The organism is Natronolimnohabitans sp. A-GB9 (genome assembly GCF_030848565.1).
GTDB lineage: Archaea > Halobacteriota > Halobacteria > Halobacteriales > Natrialbaceae > Natronolimnohabitans.
This window is the reverse complement of record NZ_JAVDDV010000001.1, coordinates 419,485-444,111: the sequence shown is the minus strand read 5'-3', so window position 1 is coordinate 444,111 and position 24,627 is coordinate 419,485. Positions and strand designations below refer to the sequence as shown.

At 62.7% G+C, this 24,627-nt stretch carries 22 protein-coding genes; 11 read left to right on the top strand and 11 right to left on the bottom strand.

Annotated features, from left to right (window positions below; all coding sequences use genetic code 11):
• Window positions 1-39 precede the first annotated feature (39 nt).
• Window positions 40-756 (top strand): helix-turn-helix domain-containing protein, encoded by a 717-nt coding sequence (locus RBH26_RS02185; RefSeq protein ID WP_306756246.1) that lies wholly within the window; start codon window positions 40-42, stop codon window positions 754-756.
• Window positions 757-781: 25 nt separating this feature from the next.
• Here the strand turns inward: RBH26_RS02185 and RBH26_RS02180 are convergent, their stop codons facing one another.
• Both RBH26_RS02180 and thiC read right to left on the bottom strand, forming a co-directional pair.
• On the bottom strand, window positions 782-1,681 hold the full coding sequence (locus RBH26_RS02180; protein ID WP_306756244.1) for a PhzF family phenazine biosynthesis protein: 900 nt from the start codon (window positions 1,679-1,681) through the stop codon (window positions 782-784).
• A gap of 103 nt (window positions 1,682-1,784) precedes the next feature.
• On the bottom strand, window positions 1,785-3,227 hold the full coding sequence (thiC, locus tag RBH26_RS02175) for a phosphomethylpyrimidine synthase ThiC (RefSeq protein WP_306756242.1): 1,443 nt from the start codon (window positions 3,225-3,227) through the stop codon (window positions 1,785-1,787).
• Between the two features lie 216 nt (window positions 3,228-3,443).
• Here thiC and RBH26_RS02170 point away from each other — a divergent pair, with 216 nt between their 5' ends.
• Together RBH26_RS02170 and RBH26_RS02165 are read left to right on the top strand one after the other, a co-directional pair.
• Window positions 3,444-3,710 (top strand): HalOD1 output domain-containing protein, encoded by a 267-nt coding sequence (locus tag RBH26_RS02170; protein WP_306756241.1) that lies wholly within the window; start codon window positions 3,444-3,446, stop codon window positions 3,708-3,710.
• A 186-nt stretch (window positions 3,711-3,896) separates the two neighbouring features.
• Window positions 3,897-4,595 (top strand): phosphoribosyltransferase, encoded by a 699-nt coding sequence (locus RBH26_RS02165; protein WP_306756240.1) that lies wholly within the window; start codon window positions 3,897-3,899, stop codon window positions 4,593-4,595.
• A 170-nt stretch (window positions 4,596-4,765) separates the two neighbouring features.
• On the opposite strand, the gene RBH26_RS02160 is transcribed toward RBH26_RS02165, so the two are convergent.
• The 6 genes from RBH26_RS02160 to RBH26_RS02135 form a co-directional block, all read right to left on the bottom strand.
• Window positions 4,766-4,963, bottom strand: coding sequence for a hypothetical protein (locus RBH26_RS02160; RefSeq protein WP_306756239.1), 198 nt, complete (start codon window positions 4,961-4,963; stop codon window positions 4,766-4,768).
• Window positions 4,964-5,122: 159 nt separating this feature from the next.
• Complete coding sequence (locus RBH26_RS02155) at window positions 5,123-6,586, bottom strand: MATE family efflux transporter (protein ID WP_306756238.1); 1,464 nt, start codon at window positions 6,584-6,586, stop codon at window positions 5,123-5,125.
• Window positions 6,587-6,727: 141 nt separating this feature from the next.
• Window positions 6,728-7,708: a ScpA family protein gene (locus RBH26_RS02150; protein WP_306756317.1), complete on the bottom strand. Its 981-nt coding sequence runs from the start codon at window positions 7,706-7,708 to the stop codon at window positions 6,728-6,730.
• A gap of 76 nt (window positions 7,709-7,784) precedes the next feature.
• A complete protein-coding gene (gene smc, locus RBH26_RS02145) occupies window positions 7,785-11,372 on the bottom strand; it encodes a chromosome segregation protein SMC (protein ID WP_306756237.1) in 3,588 nt (1,195 codons plus the stop codon).
• A gap of 77 nt (window positions 11,373-11,449) precedes the next feature.
• Complete coding sequence (locus RBH26_RS02140) at window positions 11,450-11,767, bottom strand: hypothetical protein (RefSeq protein ID WP_306756236.1); 318 nt, start codon at window positions 11,765-11,767, stop codon at window positions 11,450-11,452.
• A 239-nt stretch (window positions 11,768-12,006) separates the two neighbouring features.
• Window positions 12,007-12,315 (bottom strand): transcription factor S, encoded by a 309-nt coding sequence (locus tag RBH26_RS02135; protein ID WP_306756235.1) that lies wholly within the window; start codon window positions 12,313-12,315, stop codon window positions 12,007-12,009.
• A gap of 148 nt (window positions 12,316-12,463) precedes the next feature.
• Between RBH26_RS02135 and glmM the strand changes: the two genes are divergently transcribed.
• Complete coding sequence (gene glmM / locus RBH26_RS02130; protein WP_306756233.1) at window positions 12,464-13,825, top strand: phosphoglucosamine mutase; 1,362 nt, start codon at window positions 12,464-12,466, stop codon at window positions 13,823-13,825.
• Between the two features lie 9 nt (window positions 13,826-13,834).
• Here glmM and RBH26_RS02125 read toward each other — a convergent pair whose 3' ends face one another.
• Both RBH26_RS02125 and RBH26_RS02120 read right to left on the bottom strand, forming a co-directional pair.
• A complete protein-coding gene (locus RBH26_RS02125; protein ID WP_306756231.1) occupies window positions 13,835-15,019 on the bottom strand; it encodes a DHH family phosphoesterase in 1,185 nt (394 codons plus the stop codon).
• Window positions 15,020-15,104: 85 nt separating this feature from the next.
• Entirely contained in the window at window positions 15,105-15,992 is an 888-nt protein-coding gene (locus RBH26_RS02120; RefSeq protein WP_306756230.1) for an SDR family oxidoreductase, read from the bottom strand.
• Window positions 15,993-16,286: 294 nt separating this feature from the next.
• Here RBH26_RS02120 and RBH26_RS02115 point away from each other — a divergent pair, with 294 nt between their 5' ends.
• The 3 genes from RBH26_RS02115 to RBH26_RS02105 all read left to right on the top strand — a co-directional run bounded on the left by RBH26_RS02115 (window position 16,287) and on the right by RBH26_RS02105 (window position 18,520).
• The gene (locus tag RBH26_RS02115) at window positions 16,287-16,553 is read left to right on the top strand and encodes a hypothetical protein (protein ID WP_007257837.1); all 267 of its coding nucleotides are present in this window, start codon (window positions 16,287-16,289) and stop codon (window positions 16,551-16,553) included.
• Window positions 16,554-16,867: 314 nt separating this feature from the next.
• Window positions 16,868-17,602 carry a hypothetical protein gene (locus RBH26_RS02110; protein WP_306756228.1) on the top strand — a complete coding sequence of 245 codons (735 nt, stop codon included), beginning with the start codon at window positions 16,868-16,870 and terminating at the stop codon, window positions 17,600-17,602.
• 483 nt (window positions 17,603-18,085) lie between these two features.
• The gene (locus tag RBH26_RS02105) at window positions 18,086-18,520 is read left to right on the top strand and encodes a transposase (RefSeq protein ID WP_306756227.1); all 435 of its coding nucleotides are present in this window, start codon (window positions 18,086-18,088) and stop codon (window positions 18,518-18,520) included.
• Between the two features lie 50 nt (window positions 18,521-18,570).
• Here RBH26_RS02105 and RBH26_RS02100 read toward each other — a convergent pair whose 3' ends face one another.
• On the bottom strand, window positions 18,571-18,996 hold the full coding sequence (locus RBH26_RS02100; protein WP_306756226.1) for a DUF5791 family protein: 426 nt from the start codon (window positions 18,994-18,996) through the stop codon (window positions 18,571-18,573).
• A gap of 121 nt (window positions 18,997-19,117) precedes the next feature.
• On the opposite strand from RBH26_RS02100, the gene RBH26_RS02095 reads away from it, so the two are divergent.
• From RBH26_RS02095 to sppA, 4 genes are all read left to right on the top strand, one after another.
• Window positions 19,118-20,206 carry a tubulin/FtsZ family protein gene (locus RBH26_RS02095; RefSeq protein WP_306756225.1) on the top strand — a complete coding sequence of 363 codons (1,089 nt, stop codon included), beginning with the start codon at window positions 19,118-19,120 and terminating at the stop codon, window positions 20,204-20,206.
• 342 nt (window positions 20,207-20,548) lie between these two features.
• On the top strand, window positions 20,549-21,430 hold the full coding sequence (locus RBH26_RS02090; RefSeq protein ID WP_306756224.1) for a phosphoserine phosphatase: 882 nt from the start codon (window positions 20,549-20,551) through the stop codon (window positions 21,428-21,430).
• A gap of 591 nt (window positions 21,431-22,021) precedes the next feature.
• Window positions 22,022-23,356: an ATP-grasp domain-containing protein gene (locus tag RBH26_RS02085; protein WP_306756223.1), complete on the top strand. Its 1,335-nt coding sequence runs from the start codon at window positions 22,022-22,024 to the stop codon at window positions 23,354-23,356.
• A 135-nt stretch (window positions 23,357-23,491) separates the two neighbouring features.
• Entirely contained in the window at window positions 23,492-24,487 is a 996-nt protein-coding gene (sppA, locus tag RBH26_RS02080) for a signal peptide peptidase SppA (protein WP_306756222.1), read from the top strand.
• Window positions 24,488-24,627 lie beyond the last annotated feature (140 nt).

The window sequence follows — 24,627 nt, the reverse complement described above, 5'->3', positions numbered from 1 at the left end:
ATAGCTCTTAATACCGAGTGTGAGGGGCATTACCTAGGGATGATCGATCTCGATATCGACATGCGCCAGTACGACTGCCCGTTTATCGACACGACCGACGATGTCGATATCGCGTTCTCGGCCGTCCAGTGGCAACTCGACACCGACGACGAGCAACTCGAGACGCGTCTCGTCGCGAAAGCCGACTCGACGGACGCACTCGAGCAGGGACTCCACCAGCTCCGGGACCACCCGAACATGCGGGAGTGTTACATCCTCTCGAAGCGCGACTCAGTCGCCCAGATCGGGACGAAAATCGACGAAACCAACGCGATGCGGACGATCCAGGACAACGGCGGCTACATCACTGGTCCCTTCCGGATCGAAGACGGTCGCGAGCGGTGGCACGTCGGCTTCGACGCCGACGACGACGAGGACCGGGCGCTGGCCGAACTCGAGCGCCACAACGAGTACACCGTCGAGGATCGGGACTCGTTTGGCCCGACCGAGCTGTTCGACCTGCTCGAAAACTCCGACAGCGCGATCCGACTGCTCGAGGGGTGTCGGTCACTGACGCCGACCGAACGCGAGACGTTCGCGACGGCCTCCAGGGAAGGCTACTACGAGACGCCCCGCGAGACGACTCTCGAGGAGCTGGCCGATCACTTCGACGTCTCGAAGACGGCCGTCTCGATGAACCTCCGCCGAAGCGAACGGAAGGTGCTCAAGGCGGCGTTGACGGCCCTCGAGAACATCGACGAGAGCACGACGCAGTGAGCCGAAAACAGTACAGCAGTCCGTATCAGGCCTCGAGAATATCGTCGTCTTCGGCTTCTGGCACGACCAGCGAGCCGTCGAGAACGGTCACGCCCAGGCCGCCGACACGGACGTCACCGTCGATTCGGACCCGAACCAGTCCGGGACGGTCGACGTAGTGACCCTGCTCGAGACGGAGTTCGTCGGGGAAGTCGGCGTCGAACGCACCGAACCGATCGAGATAGGCGCCGACGGCGCCACTTGCGGTCCCCGTAACCGGGTCCTCGGGGACGCCGGCACCCGGTGCGAACATTCGTCCGTGGAGGGTCGACTCCCGGCCGAGCGCATCGAACGTGAAGAGATACACGCCCGTCGCGTCGACCGATTCGGTCAGTTCTTCGACGGCGCGCATGTCGGGGTCGGCGTCGCCGAGATCCGAGAGGTACGTGATGGGAACGATCAGGAACGGGAGTCCGGTCGACGAGACGGCGATCGGGATGTCGTCGCTCGCTCCCTCGAGTGCGGCCTGGTCGACGCCGAGGGCGTCGGCGACGCGGTCGTAGCCGACGTCGACCTCGCGAATCCGGGGGGTGTCCTGGGTCATCCAGACCGTCCCGTCCGGATCGACCTCGATCTCGAGCGTACCGACGTTCGTCTCGAGGGAGTACGTGCCGGCTTCGAGGCCCTCGTCGTGGAGGTGGGCAAACGAGCCGACGGTCGCGTGGCCACAGAGGTCGACCTCCTGGGTCGGCGTAAAGTAACGAACGCGATAGTCGGCCTGTTCGCTCGAGCGAAGGAACGCGGTCTCGCTGACGGCCATCTCGGCGGCGATGCGTTGCATCTGGTCCTCGGAGAGTCCATCGGCCTCGGGGACGACGCCGGCCGGGTTCCCGGCCAGCGGGTCGTCCGTGAAGGCGTCGACCTGTACGACGCGAGTCGTGTCCATACGACGGTGGTGGAGCGACCGCCGTATCAATCCCCGGGCCTCGAGTCGGGTCGGCTGCCGACCCCGTGTGGCGATCGGCGGAATATCGGTACAGGGGTCCGTCTCAGTCGTCGCCCGGTTGTTCGACGCCCGTCGGCTCGTCGCCGACCGCCGACAGCCCATCCGAGTCGTGGGTTCCGACGGGCGGTCGGTTGACCTCCGCAGCCGGTGAGGACTCGAGGTCGGTTCCGTCGCGGCCGTCCGTCAGCGACGCCATCTCACCGTCCTCACGTGCGTCCTGATCGATTCGCATCGAACAGAACTCGGCGCCACACATCGAACAGAAGCGAGCGTCCTTGTAGTTGTCTTCGGGCAGCGTCTGGTCGTGGTAGTCACGGGCCCGGTCGGGGTCGAGCGCGAGGGCGAACTGCCGGCGCCAGTCGAACTCGTAGCGCGCTTCGGAGAGGGCGTCGTCCCAGTCGCGGGCGCCCGGCCGTTCGTTGCCGACGTCGCCGGCGTGGGCCGCGATCCGGTAGGCCGCCAGTCCGTCGCGGACGTCTTCCTCGTCCGGTAAGCCCAGGTGTTCTTTCGGCGTCACGTAACAGAGCATCGCCGCGCCCGCCTGGGCCGCCATCGCGGCGCCGATGGCGCTCGTAATGTGGTCGTACCCCGGCGCGACGTCGGTCACGAGCGGGCCGAGGACGTAAAACGGCGCGCCATCACAGACCGCTTGCTGGCGCTCGACGTTCTCGGCGACTTTATGCATCGGGACGTGACCCGGTCCCTCGACCATCACCTGGACGTCGTACTCCCAGGCCCGCCGCGTCAGTTCGCCGAGCGTGTCCAGTTCGGCGTACTGTGCCTCGTCGCAGGCGTCGGCCAGCGAGCCGGGCCGCAGACTGTCCCCGAGGCTGAACGTGACGTCGTGCTCGGCGAAGATCTCGCAGATCTCGTCGTAGACCTGGAACAGTGGGTTCTGTTCACCGTGTTCCTCCATCCACGAGGCCATGATCGAGCCGCCACGCGAGACGATCCCCGTCTTGCGGCCGTCGGTCAGCGGCAGGTGTTCAGCGAGAATGCCGGCGTGGATCGTCATGTAGTCGACGCCCTGTCTCGCCTGTTTCTCGATGATCTCGAGCAACAGCTCCGGCGTGATGGCCTCGGGACTTCCCGCTTGTTTGACGGCCTCGTACAGCGGCACCGTCCCGATCGGAACCGGCGAGTGCTCGATGTGGGCCTCGCGGATCTCGTCTAGGTCACTGCCGGTTCCGAGATCCATCACCGTATCCGCTCCGTAGTGGACCGCCGTGTGGAGTTTCTCGAGTTCCGTCTCGAGATCGCTGGTCGTCTCGCTGTTCCCGATGTTCGCGTTGACCTTGGTCGCGAACTCGCGGCCGATGATCATCGGATCGAGCGCGTCGTGGTTTACGTTCGCCGGGATCACGGCTTGCCCCTCGGCGACCTGTTCCCGGACGAACTCCGGATCGCGGTTCTCGCGCTCGGCGACTCGTTCCATCGCGTCGGTGATCGTTCCATCACGGGCGGCTTCGATCTGTGTTCGTGCCATCGATAACTAGGTTGTAATAGCCGATTATATATTGCTTCTGTTGCTCGAGTGCCCTCCCTCCTGAAGATCGAATTCCTCTGGTACAGCCCTCGAAACGCAAATGAACGATCGTTATGGATCGGATCGTTTCATATGGTTTTTTATAGTACGGTGTTGCCCTCCCCGCAAGGAACGACAATGGCGATGAACCAGCAGACTACTACAGGGGGCAGTCCAATGGACGAACGAACGAACACGTTCTCGGGGGAGAAGAGTCCGACGCTGGCTGTCGTCGAGACCGTCGCGTCAGTTTCGGGACGCGATCCGACGGCGCTTCCACCGCTCTACAACGCCGTAAACCCCGACGCGCTCGACGCGTTGTTCGCGTCGTCCGACAGTCGGGACACGAGCGATCTGCGGGTGTCGTTTTCGTACAACGGCTTCGACGTCGTCGTCGAGGGCAGGGAGACGATCACGGTCCGACTCGAGGACCGAGCGGACTGAACCGAACCGATAGCAGTCGACGATAGGACATCGGGACAGGTATCCGTACCAGTCGCTCCACCCCGTGTTTCCGTCGAATGCTCCTGTCTGCAGTGATACTGTCGGACAGTATGAGTCTCGCTTGCTCGACTCGAATACACACCGTTTAAACACGCGAGTTCCTGAGTTCGTGCTGAGGAACATACGATGTCCGACTTACCGGACGACTTCGACTGTACGATCACTAACTGGGAGTACATCTACGGCCTCTGTCGGGACGTCAGCACGGAGGTTCGCGACGACGAGTTCGAACCGGACGTCGTCGTCGCACTCGCCCGCGGGGGCTGGTTCGCGGGCCGGTGTCTCTGTGACTTCCTCGGTCTGGACGACCTGACGAGCCTGAAGATGGAACACTACGTCGGCACCGCCGAGAAAAGCGGGGAGCCTACCGTTCGTTACCCCATGCCGGAAGGCAGCGTCGCCAATAAAGACGTCCTCATCATCGACGACATCGCGGACACTGGCGGCTCGATCGAGCGCGCCCACGAGTACGTCACCGATCGCGACGCCAACGAAGCTCGAACCGCGACCCTCCAGTTGCTCGGCACCAGCGAGTACGAACCCGACTACGTCGGCGAGCATCTCGAGGAGTGGACCTGGATCGTCTACCCGTGGAACTTCATCGAGGACATGGTCGATCTGGTCTCGAGCGTGATGGAACAGGCCGACCAGGAGACGTTTACACAGGAGGAGATCCGCCACTACCTCTCGACAGTCCACGGGATCGACCGCATCGAGATGGAGATCGCCCAGCCGGGACGGATTCCCGAGGTCTTAAGCGAGATGGAACGACGTGACGTCCTCGAGTCGGCGGGTCCCGGTGAGTGGCGGCTGGCCGACAACTAATACTGTCGAGGCGTTTCATACGGTCTCCTGTAGTCAATTACCGCCGATCGCCGACCTCGTCCTGGCGATCGGCGGTACATCGTTACAGCAGTCCGTATCAGACGACGTCCGACTCTGCGAGCACGCAGTTCGGTCGCTCGAGAGCGGTTGCGCTACGCCATCGCCTGTCGTCAGTACGACGAACGACCGAGTGACGGCGGCACCTCGACAGCGACGACGTCGTGGCGCGTCTCTGTCTGGTGATCGGAGCCGATCACCGTCGCTTCGTCGCGGCCATCGACCGTGTGTTCGAACGCACAGGTCTCACATTTTACGAGGTACCGTTTCGTCTCGTCGTCCGGATCGGTCGGCTCCCTATTCGCGAGCATACCCGCCCGTTCGGCGCGATTTCGCTTGAGGCGTTTTCCAAAAGGATTTGGGTCTCTCACAGCCGGTGAGTCTCTCTCGACGAAACGTTTGGCTGACGTCCAGCCACAGTCTCCCGACTGTCGACTGTCCGAGCACGGACCGATCACGAGCGGAGACGGTCACTGCTCCGCGACGGAATCTGTCTCGCTCGATTCCGTCGGCTCGTCTCTCGAGTCCGAATCAGTTTCCTCACTGTCGACCACTGATTCGGTCCAGGTGCCGCGTGTAAACCACGCGACGGCGGCGAGTGCGCCGACGACGTCGCCGACGACGACACCGGTCCAGATGCCTGTCGTTCCCCAGCCGGCGACGAAGATCAGGTAGTACGTCACGGGGACGCGGACGATCCACAGCCCGAGCACCGAGAAGGCGAGTGCCGTCTTCGTGTTTCCGGCGCCCCGGAACGCACCCAACACGACCTGCATGACGCCCATGAAAACGAAGGCGAAGGCGGCGAACTGGAGGTACGTGACACCGTACTCGAGCGTCTCGGCGCGGCCGGCCTCCTCGGCCGTCAGAAACACCGCGACGAACGGCTCGGGAAAGAGAAACGCGAGCGAGCCGGCGACAGCCATGATCGCGCCGATGACGCCGGAACCGACCCAGGTCGCCGTCGCCGCCCGGTCGGCTCTCCCTGCGCCGAGGTTCTGGCCGACGATCGAGTCCATCGCCTGTCCCATCCCCAGCGCCGGCAGGAACGCAAGCGAGATCAATCGATTCCCCAGGCCGTAGGCCGCGACGACCGCCGGCGGGAACGTGACGACGATCGCCGTCATCGCGACCAGCGCCAGCGCCGTCATCGACTGTTCGATCGCCGTCGGCACGCCGAGGCGCGTGATCTCCGAGACGAACTCGAGTCGCGGGCGGAGATGTCCGAACTCGATCTCGGGGCCAACGTCGGTGTAGTACAGCAGGTAGAAGCCGATCACCGTCGCCAGACCCCGCGAGATGACGGTCGCGACGGCGGCGCCGGCGACCTCGAGGCGGGGCAGCGGGCCGACGCCGAAGATGAGCAACGGATCGATGGCGAGGTTGACGACGACGCTGACGACCATCACACGCATCGGTGCGCGAGTGTTGCCGTAGCCTCGCATCAGTGCGGCAAAGACGAAGAAGCCGAAGACGAAGGGCGTCCCGAGAAAAAAGAGTTGGAGATAGTCGGCGGCAAGCGGGAGGATCGCCTCCTCCGTAGCGCTGTCGGCAGGGAGGACCTCGAGCATCGGCACCGTCGCGACGTAGCCGACGATCCCGAGGGCGACCGCGACGAGCGAGACGAACGTGATCGTCTGGCCGGCGATCAGCCCACCCTCGCCGCTCTCGGCGCCCGTGTGCTGGGCCAGCAGGATCGAGCCGGCCGTCGTAAAGCCGGCGCCGACCGCGATCACCAGAAACAGCAGCGGAAAGGCGAGACTCACGGCGCCGACGGCGTCGGGCGAGAGCGCGCCGAGCCAGAACGTGTCCCCGACGTTGTAGGTAACCTGCAACAACTGGATGACCACGAGCGGCCACGCCAGCTTGAACATCGGCCGGAGGAGCGATCCGTCGGTGAGATCGCTCTCGGGCGACTCCGGACTGGAGGACATACTCGTACAGTATCACCTGATCTACTTGATGGCTCGTGAGGTTTGATAGCCCCGACCAATGAAGGAGCGAGTATTCCGGACGATGGTCCGGTGCACCCAGCAGGTCGCGGCTGTACTGGTACCGACGGATAGCGGTCGGTATCAGTCCGCGATCGCTTCGCTCGCGTCCGTCTCGACGGTCACGTCCTGTATCCAGAGATCGCCGAACAGTTCGTCTTGCTCGAGGCGGACCCGGCCGCGATGTGAAAGAAAGAGCAGGGCGAGGTAGGTCATCACGCGCGAGCCGCCGACGTCGTCGATCTCGGCGTACAGCACCTCCTCGCGACCCGCCTCGTACTGGCCCTCGAGTTCGGCCTCGACGTCGTCGATGACGGCCTCGATGTCTTCCTCGTGGGTCGTGTGAGTGACGTCGTCGCTGGTCGGTTCGTCGTCGACCCGGAAGTCATCGTCCGAATGGTAGTTTAGCTCCTGGACGCCCCGGTCGTACCCCTGCGGGGAGTCGCTGGTGTCGTAGCTACGCGATTCCTTCCACCAGGAGTCACGCTCGGCCGAGCGCAGTTCCCGGACGAGTTCGTCGAGCGTTTCGGGCTTCCCGCGGGCGTGTTTACGCTCGAGACGCCGTTCCATCTCTGCCTCGAGACTCTCGACGGGATCGAAGCCGGGTTCCGATTCGCTGTCGTCGCCACCGCCCATCGGTCCCTCGTCGGCGAAGGGAGCCTCCCAGGGTGGCAGTTCCGTCTCGTCGTCGCCGTCGTCGGTCGCGAACAGTTCGTCGCTTTTCATCCGCAGGAGGACGCTCGCGTAAAACAGCGCCCGACCCGAGGTCCGGAGGTCGACTTCGTCTAACGCCTCGAGGAACTTGTCGGTCACCTGGACGACGTCGATGTCCCAGGGATCGATCTCGCCGTCCTCGGCGAGTTGGACCAGTAGCTCGACGGGTTCGACCTCCTCGTCGTCGCCGTCGTCGGTCGCGTCCTCGTCCTCGCCCTCGAGGTCCTCGTCCTCCGAGAACTCGAGGACCGAGTCCCCGGCCTGGATGTCGTCGTTTCGCTCTCCGCTCGCCCGTTCGGAGCCACTTGCCGGACGTTCCCGTTCTTCGTGGCCGGTGATGTCGAGGGGGATCTCGTCCCCGCCGTCCGTGTAGAACGCAGCCCTGTCGTCGTCTGACTCGGGTGGCTTCGAGTCGTCCGGCGTCTCGTCAGTCACCGACCGGCACCTCCTCTCCGTCGGGCGCCTCGTCGCTTAGATCGATGCCGGTGACGGCGCTGACGTTGTCCTGTTGCATCGTGACACCGATCGCGCGCTCGGAGCGGTCGAGCATCGCCGAGCGGTGGGAGACGACGACGAACTGGGCTTCCTCGGCGAGTTCGTCGACCATCTCGCCGATGCGCTCGGCGTTGACGGCATCGAGGAAGGCGTCGACCTCGTCCAGGGCGTAGAACGGCGCGGGGTTGTGCCGCTGGATCGCGAAAATAAACGCCAGCGCGGTCAGGGACTTCTCGCCGCCGGACATCGCGTCCAGCCGCTGGATCGGCTTGTCGCCCGGCTGGGCCTTCATCGTCAGCCCACCGTCGAAGGGGTCATCTTCGTTCTCCAGGTGGAGGGTGCCGGTCCCCTCCGAGAGCTGCTCGAAGATCTCCGTAAACTGAGCAGCGATCTCGTCGTAGGCGTCCATGAACGTCCGTTTCTTCTGGGTTTCGTACTGTTCGATCCGGTCGCGGATCCCGTCCGCCTCCTCGACTAACGTCGCCTTCGCGTCCTCGAGTTCCTCGAGGTCGGCCTGGACCTCGTCGTACTCGTCGATCGCGAGCATGTTGACCGGCTCCATCGCCTCCATGTCCGCGGTCAAGAGGTCGATCATCTCGAGGACGGTCTCGTGATCGGGCACGTCCTCGGGGTCGTAGTCGCCGACCTCCGACTCGAGGCTCTCGATCTCCCACTCGAGGTCGCTCACCCGGCTCCGACGGTCCTCGAGTTTGCTCTCGACGGTGTTGACCCGATCCTGTTGCTGGTCGCGTTTCGTCCGCGCCTCGGTGAGTTCCTCTTTGAGGTCGCTGCGCTCTGCCTTCAACTCGGCGAGTTCGTCCTCAAGCTCCGCGACAGCCTCGCGTTTTTCCTCGAGGGCAGCCTGCTGGTCGTCGATCTGGGCTTCGTACTCCTCGATACGCTCCTCGTGTTCGGCTGCCCGGTTCTGGGCCGTCTCGATCTCGTCGTGGAGGTCGTCGATGGCGTCCTCGGCGTACTCTTTCTCGAGGCTCAGTTCGTTGAGATCGCTGTCGATCTCGGCGATTCGATCCTCGCGGTCGTCGATTTCAGCCTCCAACTCCTCGATCTGGGCGGTGAGCTCGGGGATCTTCGAGTCGGCGAGTTCCGACTCGAGTTCCTCGATATCGGCTTCGATCTCCTCGATTGTGGCCGTCTTGGTCTCGATCTCACTCGAGATTTCGGTCATCCGCTCGTCGACGGACTTCCGTTCGTCCTCGAGTGCTTCGAGATCGTCTTCGAGACGTTCGATCTCGTCCTCGACCGACGCCCGTTCGTCCTCGAGTCCCTCGAGTTCGCTCTCGATCGAGCGGACTTCCTCGGCCGCGTCCGTCTTGCGGTCGCGGGCGTCGTCGAGTCGTCCCTCGACGTCCCGGAGTTCCTCACGGAGGGACTCGCGTTCCTCCTGGAGTTGGGTGATCTGTTTGGCGACGCGCTCGAGTTGGCCCTCGCCGCCGCCGGTAAAGGAGTACCGCGAGCCGCCGCCGGAGCCGCCGGTCATCGCGCCCGTCTTCTCGACCAAGTCGCCGTCGAGGGTGACCATCCGGTAATCGCCCGTATAGGAGCGAGCGGTCTCTAAGTCCTCGACGACGAGCGTGTCACCGAGCACGTAGGAGAAGACGCCTGCGTACTGGTCGTCGAAGTCGACGATGTTGTACGCGAAGTCGACGACGCCCGGATCACGGGGGGCGTTTGGCAGGCGCCGGTTTTGCATGTCCGTCAGCGGGAGGAACGTCGCTCGGCCGGCGTTTCGCGATTTCAGGTGTTCGATACACTGCTGGCCGACGACGTCGTCGTTGACGACGACGTTCGCGAGTCGCCCGCCCGCCGCAGTCTCACAGGCGACGGCGTACTCACCAGACACCGATCCCAGCTGGGCGACGGCGCCGTGAACGCCGTTGATCCCGGCGTTGAGGATCGTCGTCACCGCACGGCCGAAGGAGGTGTCGCCGCTCTCGCCGGCTTTGGCCTCGAGTTCGGCGTACTCCTGTTGTTTCGCCTGGATCTCGTCGTCTAGCTCGTCGATATCGGACTGCAGGCGCCGTTTCTCGGCCGTGAGGTCGTCGACGACGGCCGCGATGTTCTCGCGGTTTTGCGTTGCCTTCTCGAGTTCCCGCTCGAGATCGTTTCGTCGGGCCTCGAGTTCGGGGAGTTCCTCGTGTTTGGCCTCGATCGTCTCCTCTTTCTCGCTGATCTCGTTCGAGCGACGCCGGGCCTCGTCGAGCAAGCGATCTTGCTCGCGCTGGAGGTCGTTTTTCTCCGTTTTGGCCGCCTCGAGGTCGTCCTTTCGCTCGGCCAGTTCGGCCTTCAGCTCGTCGAACTCGGTGTCGACGGCCTCGATCTCGGCCTCGAGGTCGTCGCGTTCGGCCTCGCGTTCCTGAATCTCGCTTTTGACCTGGGCCTTCTCGAGTTTGTGCTCGCGGATCTCGTCCTCGAGGTCGTCGATCTGTTCTTGTTTGCGATCGATCTGGACGAACGCCTCGCGGCGTTTGGACTCGGCCTCCTCGATCGCTTCCTCGCTGGCCTCGATCTTGTCCTCGAGCCGGGAGATCTCGCCTTTGATCTCCTCGATCTCGCTTTTGATCCGGAGCTGTTCGTCCTCGCCTTTCCGCTCGATCTCGGCGTTTAAATCCTCGAGATCCTCCTGGAGGCGAACGACTCTCCCCTCGCGCTCGTCGAGTTCGCGCTGGAGGTCCGTGAGTTCCGCGGCCAACTCGTCGACTTGCTCCTCGGCGGCCGCGAGCTCGTCGCGTTTCTCCTCGAGTTCGCTGGCCTTCTTGTAGCTCTCGTACTCCTCTTTCTCGCGGCGCAGCCGGCGGTAGCGCATCGCTTCCCGGCGCTCGTCCGCGAGTTGCGCCAAGCGATCCCGTTTCTCCTCGATGCGGAGTTGTGCCTCGTCGATGCGCTCTTCGACGACCTCGAGTTCCTCGAAGGCGTCTTCCTTTTTGGCATCGAACTCCGCGACGCCGGCGATCTCGTCGATGATCTCCCGGCGGGCATGCGGCGTCATGTTGATGATCTCGGTGACGTCGCCCTGCATGACGACGTTGTACCCCTCCGGTGTAACGCCCGCCTGCGCGAGGAGATCCTGAATGTCCGAGAGGTTGACCGAGCGATCGTTGAGATAGTAGTAGGAGTAGTAGTTGTCCTCGGTCTCTTTCACGCGGCGGCGGATGCGGATCTCGTCGACGTCGCCGACGTCCTCGCTGCCGGCGGCGTTGACGACCTGTGACCGGGTCAGTGTTTCGTCGCTGTTGTCGAGGATGACCTCGACGGTCGCCTCCCGCGGGCCGTCTGACGCCCCACCGTCCTCGTGACCGGGATTGTAGATGAGATCGGTCAGCTTCTCGGCGCGGATCCCGCGAGTCCGGGCCAGGCCGAGTGCGAAGAGTACGGCGTCGATGATGTTCGATTTGCCCGAACCGTTCGGGCCCGTGATGACCGTGAAATCCTCGTAGAACGGGATCTTCGTCTTCCGACCGAAGCTCTTGAAGTTGTCCAAAACGAGTGCCTTGATATACATACTCTTACGCGCTCCGTCCCTCCAGGGACTCGTGGTCGCCGGCGCGAATCGACCGCCAGCGCGGCGACGTCACGTAGTTATGCGACAATAATGTCGTCGCTACCTGAGTCTTCCGCTTCGTCCTGAGAATCGTCGTCGGCCTCGGCGTCGGCGGCAGCCTCGGCAACGTCGTCGGGTTCGGCTTCCTGTGTCGTTTCGGGTTCGGCTTCGGCTTCGTCTTCTGCCTCGGCTTCGACGCGGCGGTCGGGAACGCGCGTCGGCGTCTCGGCGTCGAGTTCGGCCTCGAGAACGCGGATCCGCTCTTTGGCCTCGATGAGTTCGTCCGTCAGTCCCTCTACCGTCGACTCGAGTTCCGCGACCGTCGACTCGAGTTCTTCGACACGGTTGTTCGACATATTTCCTAGCGGTCTGTCCGGATATATAAACGTACGTCAGACATTCCTCACAGCGCTGGTAACTTTACCGACACGAGTCGCGAACGCTCTCGAGTCGAGTTTGGGATAGAATCGCGAGTCGAAGACGAGACGTCCGCGCGAACGCGGTCGACAGTGGTACTGCCGGGCAGAACGAGTGTGTGCAGTCGCCGCTTTCTCCGGCGAATCCGCTTCAGTGACTGCTGTCCGGCAGTATGAACCTAGTTATCGTCTTCGCGCCACTTGTACTCACACTCGGTGCAGATGAAAAAGCGCGTCTCGGATTCGTCGGCCGCCCGGATCTGTTGCATATACCAGTAGGCGCGGTCGTTGCCACACTCCGGACAGTTCGCGTCCGTCTCCGGCAGGGACGTCTCCTCGGAGGACTCGATGATCTCACTGGCTTCCTGACTGTCAGTAACGACGTACTGATCGGCGTCACCTTTCGGCTCCGTGTAGCCACAGCTGCCACACTCCCAGATCCCGTCGTCGGCTTTCATCATCGAACCGCATTCGTCGCAGAATTCCATCGTTGTCCGGGCTACGTCCGCCGAGTAACTTAAGCGGCCCGTTTGGGTCCCGTCTGCCGATTCGGTCGGGCCCGCCCGGCGGTACCACGTCTCAAAACGCCGGAGGAGAATCCGATTTTTATATACCCGTTCGTCCTACGACTCGCCTATGTTCGGAACGAGCGGTATCCGCGGAGAAGTCGGTGACGAAGTAACGGCCGAACTGGCACTGTCCGTCGGTCGTGCGCTGGCTGCCGAGGGGTACGAACGCGTCGTCGTCGGCCGGGACGTCCGTGAGAGCGGCGCGATGCTGGTCGACGCGCTGACCGCGGGGGTCCGGGAGTGTGGCGGCGACGTCGTCGACGTCGGGATCGCGCCGACGCCGACGGTCGCCCGCGGCGTCGACTGGCTCGACGCCGACGCCGGCGTCGTCGTCACGGCGTCACACAACCCCGCCACGGACAACGGGATCAAGCTCTGGTCGCCCTCCGGACAGGCATTCGACGGCGAGCGCCGCGAGGCAATCGCCGACCGCGTCGAAAACGAGCGTTACGACCTCGAGTCCTGGGATGGGCTCGGAACGCGACGCCACCACGAGGGACTGCTCGAGCGCCACGTCGAGACGATCACGGACACCGTCGCTGGGCCGGACACCGGTGTCGAAAGCGCCCTCGAAGGGCTCGACGTCGTCGTCGACGTCGGCAACGGCGCCGGGAGCGTAACCGCCGACGCGCTGGTCGAGTTGGGTGCGTCGGTCCGGACGCTGAACGCCCAGCAGGACGGCCGGTTCCCGGGTCGACCCAGCGAGCCGAACGCGGAGACGCTCGCGGACCTCCAGCAGCTGGTCGGCGCGACCGACGCCGATCTGGGCGTGGCCCACGACGGCGACGGCGACCGGATGATGGCCGTCGACGAGCGCGGCGAGTTCGTCCCGAAAGACCTCCTGCTGGCGCTGTTCGCCCGCAAGGCGGCCACGGACGGGACCCGAGTCGCCGCACCGGTCGACACCAGCCTTGCCGTCGACGACACCCTCGAGCACGTCGGCGCCTCGGTGACGCGGACGGCCGTCGGGGACGTCTACGTCGCCGAACGCGCGACCGAAGACGACGTGGTCTTCGGTGGTGAACCAAGCGGGGCGTGGATCTGGCCCGACGAGACGCTCTGTCCCGACGGTCCGCTTGCGGCCTGTAAGCTCGCGGCGATGGCTGCCCACGAGGGCTCGCTCGCCACGCTGGTCGACGACCTCGAGACCTATCCCATCCGCCGGACGTCGATCGAGGTCGACGACAAGGCAGCCGTCATGGACCGCGTCGAGGCGACGGTCCGCGAGCGCGACCTCGAGGTCGACGCTTTAGACGGGGTTCGGATCGACCACGGCGACGGCTGGACGCTCGTTCGCCCAAGCGGCACCGAACCCGTCGTCCGCATCACCGCCGAAGCGCGCGATCCGGAGCGGGCCGAGGCGCTGTTCGAGGACGCATGTGGGATCGTTCGCGACGCGGCCGAGGAAGCCACGCCAGAGGCCGAGTAGTCAGATCGATCAGCGCTCGCCGGAAAGCGCCGAGAAGAGCCGTTCCTCGAGTTCGTCTTTGCTGATCCCGTCGGTGGGGCCGATCCCGTTCATGTGATCGACCGAGACCTGGCCGCCACCCATTCGGGCGTGACCGCCCGCGTCGGCCATCGGGATGTCGCTGGTGGCGTGGCACAGGGCCTCGCCCATGTGAACGCGGTCGTCCCGTGAGCGGCCCGAGAGGTGAATCGTCCCGTCGTATTCGCCGTAGACGACGACCGCTGTCACCCCCTCGAGCTGCATGAGTTCGTCCGCTGCCTGGGGGATCGCGTCGACGTTCGAGATCTCGCCGACGTCGCTGACTGCGAAGGGGCCCTCGACGCGCTTTTCGGTGATCGCCGTCGCTTTGACCTGCAACACGTCGTCGCTGACCTGCGGGTTGGCGATCCGATCGAGCAGGTCCTCGTCGATCCCCCCAAACAGCGTCGCGCAGGCGTCGAACTCGGCGCGCGAGCAGCCGTTGGTCAGGTGGTTCGTATCCGAGAGGATACCATAGAGGAGGCCGGTCGCGAGTTCAGCGGAAACCTCGAAGCCGCTTCCGTCCTCGTCGGCCATCGTGGCGCCGAGATCGTCCAGGTACTCGACGACGATCGTCGACGCGGCGCCGTACTCCGTCCGAACGTCGGTGAACTCCGTTCCGGTGCCGTTACCGGGGTGGTGGTCGACGACCGCGATCGGTTCGACCGACTTCGAACCCGCAAAGCCACGTGGGGTGTTGTGGTCGACCAGAACGACGGCGTCGGCCGCAAGCTGTGTGTTCGAGTCGATCGACTCGAGGTCCAGATCGAGGACGGTCCGGAACGCCCGGTTCTCCTGATGGCGGATCTCGCCGGCGTGTTGTAGGGTCGCCTCCGTGTCGGCCGCGTCGGCGATCCGCGCGATTCCCATCGCACAGGACATCGCGTCGGGGTCCGGGTTCGGATGTGTCAACACGGCGACCTCGTCGTAGTCGCTTAGCAACTGGCGAAGCCGAACGCCGGGCGGTCGTCGGAACCAGCGGACGACCCACCAGCCGCCGACCCCGACTGCGACCGCCGCCAAAACGAGAAGGGAAAGCACCAGCGGCTCGAGCGACTGGAGTTCGTCGACGACGGCCTCGATCAGGAGGGCGCGCTCGCCGAGCGCACTGCCGCTGGAGCCGCTCGCGTCGCGCATACCCTTGTATCAGATCGAGCGATCAAGAAATTTGTCCCTCAGTTTCCCAGGAATGACCAGTCGTCCGTGCTGTCGACGGTCCGTCTCACTCGCTTCGGTAGTCCGCGATCGCGTCCCGATACCCGTCCCGGTAGGTTGGATACGCGAACTCGTAGCACAGATCGCGGAGTTTCGCGTTCGAACACCGCTTGCTCGTCAGAATCCGACGTCTGGCGGCCTCGGAGACGTCGTCCTTGAGTCGGTCGGCTTTCGTTTGCTTGGGCGGGCGCTCGACGCCACACTCGTCGGCCAGCCAGTCGGCGAACGCCCACTTCTCGACGGGTTCGTCGTCGACGACCTGGACGACTTCGCCGCGGGCCAGGTCCTCCTCGAGGAGGTACCGGACGGCGCCGGCGGCGTCGTCGCGGTGAACCATGTTCAGGTAACCCTCGGTCACGGGGCCCTCGAGGTAGCGCTCGAGACGGTACCGGTCGGGACCGTAGAGGCCGGCGTAGCGGGCGACCGTGCCGTCGAAGCCGTGCTCGGGCGGCCGCTCGAGGGCGATCCGTTCGGCTTCTGCGAGCACTTCGGTCTTCTCGGTCGTGGGTTCGATCGGCGTCTCCTCGTCGACCCAGTCGCCGTCGTGGTCGCCGTGGACGCCCGTCGAAGAGGTGTAGACCAGCCGTTCCGGTGGGGTCTCGCGCTCGCCGAAGTGCTCGATCGCCGTCTCCAGGCCCTCGACGTAGACCTCGCGGGCCGCCTCGGCGCCGCGACCGCCGCTGCTGGCCGCGAAGACGATCGCGTCGACGTCGGGGACTGCCTCGAGCGAGTCGGCGTCGGTGATGTCGGCCTGTACGGCCTCGAAGCCGGCGTCCTCGATCCGTTCGATACCTGCGTCGGACCGGCGAACCCCGATCGCGTCGTGGCCGCGGTCGGTGAGTTGGCGACCGAACTCGAGGCCGACGTAGCCACAGCCCAGAATTGCGACGTTCATACGCGACCTCGTGGACGCACGGACATAATTTCGGCGTTCGGAGCGAAAATCGTTCGCGTCCCGTCCGAATCGACGCCGCTTCGTCGTCTCCGACCGGAACCATCGGCCGCTCGCGGTCGAATCGCCGACTGATCCGACATACACCGGTACCAGCTATACGAACCCTGCGACTGTAGAAGATGGGCAGTTGCGATATAATCGCTAAGACTGGAGCTTCTCTCCCCGCAACTCACGAGGAAGAGAACTACAGACCGGCCCAGTATTGGTCGCGATCGCGGGATCGACGCCGAACCGATGGCTGCCCTCCCAGGGACGACGCCGCGGGAGTACGTTCGCTGCTATCACGAACTCGTCGCTGCCGACGCCGTGACCGGTCGGCTCGCAATCGGATCGCTGAAAGGGCACACGACCACGGAGACTGTCGACATTATCACGACGGTACGGGAGGCGATCAACCGGGACACGACCCACGTGAACGGCGAGATTGAGTTGCACGGCTTCAGCGTCGGGCCGGCGACGCACTCGCGAGCGACCGGCTGGCACTCGAGGGCGTGTCGGTGACGTGGCCCGACGACGAGTTCAGCGCAGGCGAAACGGTCCCGATCGATGTCGACGAGGATACCGTCCGGGTGCCGTTCGACGGCGACGAAATCGATACACTCGGGACGCAACAGAAGTTGGTAGGACAGTTCCTCTATTCAGAGCAGATTGTGAAAATAACGGTAAGTACTGTAGACGTACAAAATATTATTAATAGTTCTTAATCGAAAAATGTGGTTCAGATATATAACTTTAATAAACAGTTAGGATGAAAATCCAGTTAGTTCAACATGAACTGAAGAAGCATCATAGCGGCTGTCGGCTCCCTCACAGCAATGGGAACGATTGGCACTGTCACCGCTCAAAACCGGAACGGAGAAAGGAGCAGAAGACAAATCGTGGAAAGCTTTCATGAAGATGGACTAGAAGGTGTGAAGGGCGAATTTGAAAAACAAAACTTAGACTATACTGTAACTTCGACTACGTTAGAGGAAAAACAGTCAGAGGAGTCGGAAGTCACACCAGAATACGGTTATGATGAGGACGAGTCTGAGGTGCAACTAATGCTGGCTGAAAATAGCAACCACCCGGATAGGATTTGGGCCACAGCATCAATGGCACTTGAGGAGGTAGACCCGTTTGCTGATAATTATGATGGCACAGATGATGCTATCGGCATTTCGTTTGACGACGATCATTGGTCAGTTGTTGGTTCAACATCTAAAACAGTTAATTACCCAGACGGTGTTGAAGAAGAAGGAGAAATATCGTTCTACTCTAATAGTTTGGAGGATGGAGGTTTGGCTGCAAACGTTGACTTGCCGGTTGATTTCTATATTAGGGGCGTCCCCTATCCACCAGAGACGACGAATGTGGCATTGATGACAGAGTTAAGGAATCTGGACGGCGTAGCAGGTAATATATTTGCCACCTACGTTCATAATGGTGGCTCAGGGTCTATCGATAGCATCTCTGGAGGTGCTGGACCAATTGACGTTGCGCTTTCCGGATGGGATAGCACTGAGAATTTTGACATAGCAGATGATGAAAATCCAGACCCATATATGTAAATGTCAAACAAACACTTAACAGCATAAAGATTTAAACCCGAGAGAACAATAGTATTTTATATGAAGACTAGAGATATTATAATCTCGGTTCTTGGATTACAGATAACAGTACTGTTTGGAATTTTGTCTTTGATAGGTCAAATAGGATCGGTCATATGGACAGAGGTTATGTACATGGGAATAGGTGTACTTGTGACGATCTTCGCGTTGGTCTCTAGTAGATCCGATCAGTAATGGGTAAGTTGTATTTCAATATAACCATAATTCGATCAATTATTTCTGTATGATGAATATTTCGACTGAGATTACCACAATCGAATAACGAAACCGCGCCTCGAGAGCTCCTAGGTGCCCGCACGCCGTAATGGAGCGCTAGATCGACGCGAACAGTCCCGAGAAAGTCGAGGATTCGAACGTCCTCGGCGTGGACTGCAACGTTGACGACCACATTGCACACATAGCACACATATCGCGTTCGAGAACTTGGAGCGGATTCGAGAGCGGATTAGCGATGGCAAGAAGTTCCAGCAGTGGGCGTTCCGCGAGCTCCAAGAACAAACCGAGAATAAAGCGGAACTGGCCGGCATCACGGTTGAGAAAGTCGAACCGGCGTACACGAGTCAGCAGTGTTCAAAATGCGGGTGTGCGCTTGAAGAAAACCGCGACGGGCAACAGTTCGCTTGCTCGGAGTGTTCGTACACGGTGAACGCCGATGATAACGCCGCAAAGAACGGTGCTCGGAAACTCGCGCTCAAACTCCAGCGGGGGCAGAAGTCCCCTGCTGGAGGGGCGTTCTGTCAGTCCGCCCTGAAGTCGGGGGTGATGACCGTGAACGCTACTGACGTGGCGTCCGACACACCTGTGTCGGCAGAACGAGAGTCCACTGACAAGCCCACCGCCTCAGCGGTGGGTAGCTGACTTCGATCGAATAGACGACGTAGACGTCGTCGACTGGCGCGAGTACTAGTTCAGGGAGCGCCGTCGGCGATCACGTACTGGATGTGGACGAACTCCGCCAGTGTCATCGGCGCGCGCTGTTCGATCTTCTGTTGGATCTCCTTTGCCTCGAGATCGATCTCGATCTCGGTCTCGATTCCGTCGACGTCGAGGACAGCCGTCGACATGCCGAGCAGGAGGTGTTCGCAGGCGATGGTCACCATCTCGTCGGGGTCGGGTTCGCCGTCCTCGAGCGACTGGATCTGGGCGGCTTCCGCGATCGTCAGCTCAGGTGACTCCCCCTCGAGGAGCGCGTCGGCGGTCTCGCGGTCGACGTCGGTCTCCTCGGCGACGGTATCGACGCCGTGTTGGTCGACGACCGCCCGGAGGTCGTCCTCGTACTCGGCACGGAGGTCGGCGGGCGTGTCGGGGACGCTCATCCGCTGTTCGTAGAACATACGCGACGAAACGGGTATCTCGCTGAAAGATATTGTTATCGAGTTCGCCGATCGACCGGTCCGCTCCCAAGAGATCGCCATCACCGGAACGTTGAAAGTCTCGCCCTCTCATGAAAGACACATGAAAGTTGCCCTGATCGGTGTCGGGCAGGCCGGTGGGAAGATTACCGAACGGCTCGCCCGCTTCGACGCGGAGATGGACTTTGGAGCCGTCCAGGGTGCGCTGGCAGTCAACTCCGCGAAGCCGGACCTCCAGTCACTCGAGTACGTCGACACGCAACTGATCGGTGCCGACCGCGTCAACGGCCACGGCGTCGGCGGCGATAACGAACTCGGCACCGAGGTCATGCAGTCGGACATCCAGCAGGTGATGACCGCTCTCGACGGCCGCGTCACCTCCCGGGCCGAAGCGATCTTCGTCGTCGCCGGTCTCGGCGGCGGCACCGGCAGCGGCGGCGCGCCGGTGCTCGTCCACCACCTCCAGCAGGTCTACGACGTCCCCATCTACGCGCTCGGGGTCCTCCCGGGGCGCAACGAGGGAGCGCTCTACCAGGCCAACGCAGGACGGTCGCTAAAGACCATCGTCCGCGAAGCCGACGCGACGCTGTTGGTCGACAACGACGCCTGGCACGAACAGGGCGAAAGCATCGAAGGGGCCTTCGAGACGATCAACGAACGGATCGCCAAGCGAGTGGGGCTGTTGTTTGCGTCCGGCGAGGCCGTCGAGGGTGTCGGCGAAAGTGTGGTCGACTCGAGCGAAGTAATCAACACCTTACGAGCCGGCGGGATCGCGTCGCTTGGCTACGCAAGCGAGATCGCAAGCGAGGACAGCGCCGAGAACATCCGGACTGCGATGAGCGTCTCGCGACAGGCTCTTCTGACCGGGACGAGTCTGCCCGACGCGACGACGGCCGACTCGGCGCTTTTGGTCATCGCCGGCCACCCCGACCGCATCCCGCGGAAAGGCGTCGAACGCGCCCGCCGCTGGCTCGAGGACGAGACCGGGAGCATGCAGGTTCGGGGTGGCGACTTCCCGCTCGAGAGCGATCGGCTCGGTGCGCTGGTGTTGCTCGGCGGGACGGAACGCTCCGACCGGATCCAGGATTTCATGGAGCGCGCACGCGAGGCGAACCGTGAACAGAAGCGAGCGGAGACGAAAGCGGATCCCGCCGAACAGTTCGCCAACGATCAACTCGACGATCTGTTTTAGGCCTGTGTGTCGACTCGGCGACGGCGAACTGATTTATATACTGTCCCGAAACCATGTCATCCCACGACACAGTACGAGGGCTCCCCTGTCAACGGTTTTCGGGGGGTTGCGGACCGGTACATTTAAATTGAAAGCGCCAGTAGGTAGGGTTACCAGAACGCCACCGGGGCGCGTATCGCTCGACGATCGATGACAGGAAATCTTATTCACCGAGGTTTCGCAGATCGTGAGCGGACGCTGTGTGTCCGCTCTGACGCTTCCAGAGACACTCGACCGACGGGTGTCTCCTGCGAGACGGGCGATCGCTCCCGGTGCGGTATGGCACAGAGGTTTGACTAATACATGGTAGACGAATCGCAAAACATCGAACTGACGGAGGACGACCTCGAAAACAAATCCAAAGGCGAGCTCATCAAGATGGCCGGACAGCTGCGAGACCGGCGAAACGAGCTCAACCAGATGGCTTCCGAACGCGCATCCAAGCGCGACGACCTCAACGCGAAGACACGCGAGAAGGTCGACGAAGCCCAGGAGCACCGCGAGAAACGCGACGAGCTCAACGAACAGGTCCAAGAGCACAAAGAAAAACGCAACGAGTTAAACGCCGAGGCCAACGAGCTGTTCGACAAAGTCGAGAAGCTCAAGTCGGACATGGAGCTCGACGAGGGGAAAGACCTCGAGGAACTCGAGGAAGAGATCGAACAGCTCGAGTTTAAACAGCAGACCGAGGTTCTCTCGAGCGAAGAGGAAAAAGAGCTCATCGAGAAGATCGAGTCCAAGCGCGAGGAGTACGAAGAGCGCAAGGAAAAGCTCGAGCAAAACGAGGACCTAGAAGAGCTCGTCGAGGAAGCCGAGGAAGTCCGTTCTGAAGCCTCCCAGCACCACCAGAAAGTCACGGAGCTCGCGGACAAGGCCCAGGAACATCACAATCAGATGATCGAGGCCTACCGCGAGGCCGACGACATCCGTGACGAGGCCGACGAGATGCACGAGAAGTTCGTCGAGGCCCAGGAGGCCGCCGACCAGCACCACGAGGACTTCGTCCGCGTCCAGAAGCGCCTGCGTGAACTGGACAAGAAAGAGGAAGAAGAGCGCAAGTCCGAGCGTGACAAGAAGAAAGAGGAGGCCAAAGAAGAGGCCGAAGAAATCTATCAGAAGTTCAAGGAAGGCGAAACCCTGGACACCGAGGACCTGATGAAGCTCCAGAAGACGGGGCTGCTCTAAGTCGATTTCGTCTACCGACGCGGACTCGAGGTTCGTTCTCTCGCGTTCGATTTCGGCTGCCGTCTCGAGGCAGTACCTCTCCAGCTACTGCTGTGACGAGTGAACGCACTCGGTCGCGCGTCGAGAGCGGAGACGCTACCGCGGTTTCCTGGCCCGACGTTTCGGAGCCTCCGCACTCGGATCGGGCCGGGACATCGGGACATCGCTCTGTATAATCGTCTCGCTGTTTTCTCCCCACGACTCGTCAGTTTGCTATGATCTCTCACACTGTGTGAACGACGTGAGCGCTTTTGTCCGTCTACGTTATCGGCTTGACCCTAGAAGGGGTATGAAAGTAGACCCGTGTGTGTCAGCTGTTGGTACGGCTGTACGGGAATACGTGGTAAACACGTCGACTGGCCGTTCGTTCACGTCTTTGAACCGGAAGGCGAAACGATTCCGTACTGGATGCCATGCGGTATCTCATACCAGGGAAGCAGCGAGCCACGTCGCGACACACGGGTTTCGTAGCGACTCGTGAAACCGAGCGGCGACCCGCAGTATCGCGGTATCCACTCACTACTGATGACGACTGATAATCAGCCTTCGACTATGCACCGCCACAGTACAGATCCGGGCGTACTCGTGCCTGGAATCGACGCGCCGAGTACTGTCGCCTGTCTCCGTTCGCTCCGTCCGCGCGGCGTTCGAACGCTCGTCGCCTCGGAGTCGTCGGATACGCCGGCGACGTGCTCGACACATTGCGACGAGTTCGTCACCGTCCCGGATCCGACCGAGGACCTGACCGCCTACGGCGACGCATTACTCGACCTCGCGGAGCGACCCGACGTCGAGACGATCGTTCCCGTCCGCGAGGAGGACATCTACGTCCTCGCCGACCGCAAGGACGCGTTCGCCGAGGTTGTCGAGACCAACTGGCCCGACTTCGAGACGCTGCGTCGGGTTCAGGACCGCGTCGAACTGTTCGCCGCCGCCGAGGCGGCCGACGTCGCAGTTCCCGAAACCGAACTGGTCGATCAGTGGACCGACTGGGACCGCGAGACGATCGTCAAGCCACGGTACACGGTCGCCGCTTCCACCTATCTCGGCGCCGACGCCGAGACGGTGATGATCGGTTCGACGGAGTACCAGCGGCCGGGATCGCCACCTGACCTCGAGGAGATCGAAAACCGACGCGGACACGTACCGCTGGTCCAGGAACGGATTCCGGACTCGAGGGAGTTCGGCTTCTTCGCGCTCTACGACGAGGGTGAGCCGGTCGCGACGTTCCAGCACTGTCAGCGCCGCGGCTGGAAGTACTGTGGCGGCCCCAGCGCCTATCGCGAAACGGTGTACGATCCCGACCTCGAGTCGGCCGGCCGGGCCCTGCTCGACGAACTCGAGTGGCACGGGCTCGCGATGGTCGAGTTCCTGCGCGATCCAGACGACGAGGAGTACAAGCTCATGGAGGTCAACCCGCGGTTCTGGTCGTCGCTGCCGTTTTCGGTCCGGGCGGGCGCGGACTTTCCGTACTACTACTGGCAGCAAGCCATCGGCGAGTCGGTCGAGGCAGGCGATTCCTACGAAATCGGGATCGGCGGCCATCTGCTACGGGGCGAGCTCAGCTACCTCCACAGCGTGGCGACGGAGGAGTATCCGATGGTCGAGCGGCCGTCACTCGTAGACGCGACGCGTGAAGTCGCGGCCTCGATCGTCAGCCAGCCGCGGTTCGATTACGCGGTCACGGGTGATCCGCTGCCGTTCCTCCGTGACGGACTCAACCTGCTCTCGGCGTTTCGGGAGCGTCGGTCGAAACGAGCAGCCGTCGACGCCGAAGAGACGGCAGCAGACGAGAGCGATTCGACGACTGACGGACAGTCCGATCCGTCGGCGGCACAGCCCCAGGGGGCGCCACCATCACAGGCGTCACAGCAACTCGACGACTAGTTTTTTGCCATCGAACGACCGCTCTCGGTCGTCGGCAGACACAGACGACGGTCGAACACGGTCGATTCCCGTCTCGAACCACCAATCCTTACCGGATGCCACGCACAGATACGGCTATGACGCGAGGTGTCCGGTATGGTTAGTAGCGAAGGTATCGGTCGACTCCTGGTCGTCGTCGTCGGTGCGGCCGTCTTCGCCGTCGCCGGCGTCGCACTGTTCGTCGTCCATCCGGAGACGCTGACGGATCTGTTTGGAGTGATCGCCGCGCTCGTCGTCGTGATCGTGGGACTCCGTATCGCCGGCAATATCGCACAGTCGCTGTTCCCCGGCTACAACGCGGCCGAGGTCGCCGTCGAGGGACCGATCACGCGCGACGGTGGCGGGGGCCGGTTCCCCTCGAGTCCCCAATCGACGCCGGCCGACGACATCGTCGAACAGATCGATCGAGCCAACGAGGACGACAGCGTCGATGCGCTCTTGCTGAAGCTGAACACGCCCGGCGGCGAGGTCGTTCCCAGCGACGACATCCGACTCGCCGCCGAGCGCTTCGACGGCCCGACGATCGCCTACACGACCGACGTCTGTGCCAGCGGCGGCTACTGGATCGCAAGCGGTTGTGACGAACTCTGGGCACGTGACGGCTCTATCGTCGGCTCGATCGGCGTCATCGGCTCCCGGGTCAACGCCAGCGACCTCGCCGAGAAGGTCGGGCTCTCCTACGAACGGTTCGCCGCCGGCGAGTTCAAGGATGCCGGAACTCCGCTGAAGGAGATGGAGGAGGACGAACGCGAGTATCTACAAGGGCTAATCGACGACTACTACGAGACGTTCGTCGAGCGGGTCAGCGACGGTCGCGACCTCGACGCCGAGTTCGTCCGCGACACCGAGGCCCGGATCTACCTCGGCGAGCAGGCCCACGAGCTGGGGCTCGTCGACGAGCTAGGGACGCGTCGCGACCTCGAGGACGAACTGGCGGACCGACTCGAGCGCGACGCGGTTGCCGTCGAGGAGTTCGAACCCGAGCGGCCACTGATGGCACGTGTCGGGACCGGTGCCCAGCAGATCGCCTACGCCTTCGGCGCTGGGATCGCCGGACTCGCCGAGGACCGGGAGTTCAGACTGCGGACCTGAGACGGACTGCTGTCTCGCTGTCTCGTCGATCGACAGGACGGGATCGGCGATCGGCAGAACGTGACGACAGAAGACCATACGAGCCTCGAGGCGTCGCTCGAGGCCGGAATCGCCCCTCGAGTAAGTGGTTTTATCGTTAC

What these genes read in the sequence shown, in the direction of transcription:
- RBH26_RS02165 (WP_306756240.1), top strand. Translation starts at nt 3,897, where the DNA reads ATGTCCGACTTACCGGACGACTTCGACTGTACGATCACTAACTGGGAG.
- RBH26_RS02095 (WP_306756225.1), top strand. Translation starts at nt 19,118, where the DNA reads ATGAAAGTTGCCCTGATCGGTGTCGGGCAGGCCGGTGGGAAGATTACC.
- thiC (WP_306756242.1), bottom strand. Translation starts at nt 3,227, where the DNA reads ATGGCACGAACACAGATCGAAGCCGCCCGTGATGGAACGATCACCGAC.
- RBH26_RS02115 (WP_007257837.1), top strand. Translation starts at nt 16,287, where the DNA reads ATGGCTGCCCTCCCAGGGACGACGCCGCGGGAGTACGTTCGCTGCTAT.
- RBH26_RS02090 (WP_306756224.1), top strand. Translation starts at nt 20,549, where the DNA reads ATGGTAGACGAATCGCAAAACATCGAACTGACGGAGGACGACCTCGAA.
- RBH26_RS02160 (WP_306756239.1), bottom strand. Translation starts at nt 4,963, where the DNA reads ATGCTCGCGAATAGGGAGCCGACCGATCCGGACGACGAGACGAAACGG.
- RBH26_RS02140 (WP_306756236.1), bottom strand. Translation starts at nt 11,767, where the DNA reads ATGTCGAACAACCGTGTCGAAGAACTCGAGTCGACGGTCGCGGAACTC.
- RBH26_RS02180 (WP_306756244.1), bottom strand. Translation starts at nt 1,681, where the DNA reads ATGGACACGACTCGCGTCGTACAGGTCGACGCCTTCACGGACGACCCG.
- smc (WP_306756237.1), bottom strand. Translation starts at nt 11,372, where the DNA reads ATGTATATCAAGGCACTCGTTTTGGACAACTTCAAGAGCTTCGGTCGG.
- RBH26_RS02110 (WP_306756228.1), top strand. Translation starts at nt 16,868, where the DNA reads ATGGGAACGATTGGCACTGTCACCGCTCAAAACCGGAACGGAGAAAGG.
- RBH26_RS02185 (WP_306756246.1), top strand. Translation starts at nt 40, where the DNA reads ATGATCGATCTCGATATCGACATGCGCCAGTACGACTGCCCGTTTATC.
- sppA (WP_306756222.1), top strand. Translation starts at nt 23,492, where the DNA reads ATGGTTAGTAGCGAAGGTATCGGTCGACTCCTGGTCGTCGTCGTCGGT.
- RBH26_RS02170 (WP_306756241.1), top strand. Translation starts at nt 3,444, where the DNA reads ATGGACGAACGAACGAACACGTTCTCGGGGGAGAAGAGTCCGACGCTG.
- RBH26_RS02120 (WP_306756230.1), bottom strand. Translation starts at nt 15,992, where the DNA reads ATGAACGTCGCAATTCTGGGCTGTGGCTACGTCGGCCTCGAGTTCGGT.
- RBH26_RS02085 (WP_306756223.1), top strand. Translation starts at nt 22,022, where the DNA reads ATGCACCGCCACAGTACAGATCCGGGCGTACTCGTGCCTGGAATCGAC.
- glmM (WP_306756233.1), top strand. Translation starts at nt 12,464, where the DNA reads ATGTTCGGAACGAGCGGTATCCGCGGAGAAGTCGGTGACGAAGTAACG.
- RBH26_RS02135 (WP_306756235.1), bottom strand. Translation starts at nt 12,315, where the DNA reads ATGGAATTCTGCGACGAATGCGGTTCGATGATGAAAGCCGACGACGGG.
- RBH26_RS02155 (WP_306756238.1), bottom strand. Translation starts at nt 6,586, where the DNA reads ATGTCCTCCAGTCCGGAGTCGCCCGAGAGCGATCTCACCGACGGATCG.
- RBH26_RS02100 (WP_306756226.1), bottom strand. Translation starts at nt 18,996, where the DNA reads ATGTTCTACGAACAGCGGATGAGCGTCCCCGACACGCCCGCCGACCTC.
- RBH26_RS02125 (WP_306756231.1), bottom strand. Translation starts at nt 15,019, where the DNA reads ATGCGCGACGCGAGCGGCTCCAGCGGCAGTGCGCTCGGCGAGCGCGCC.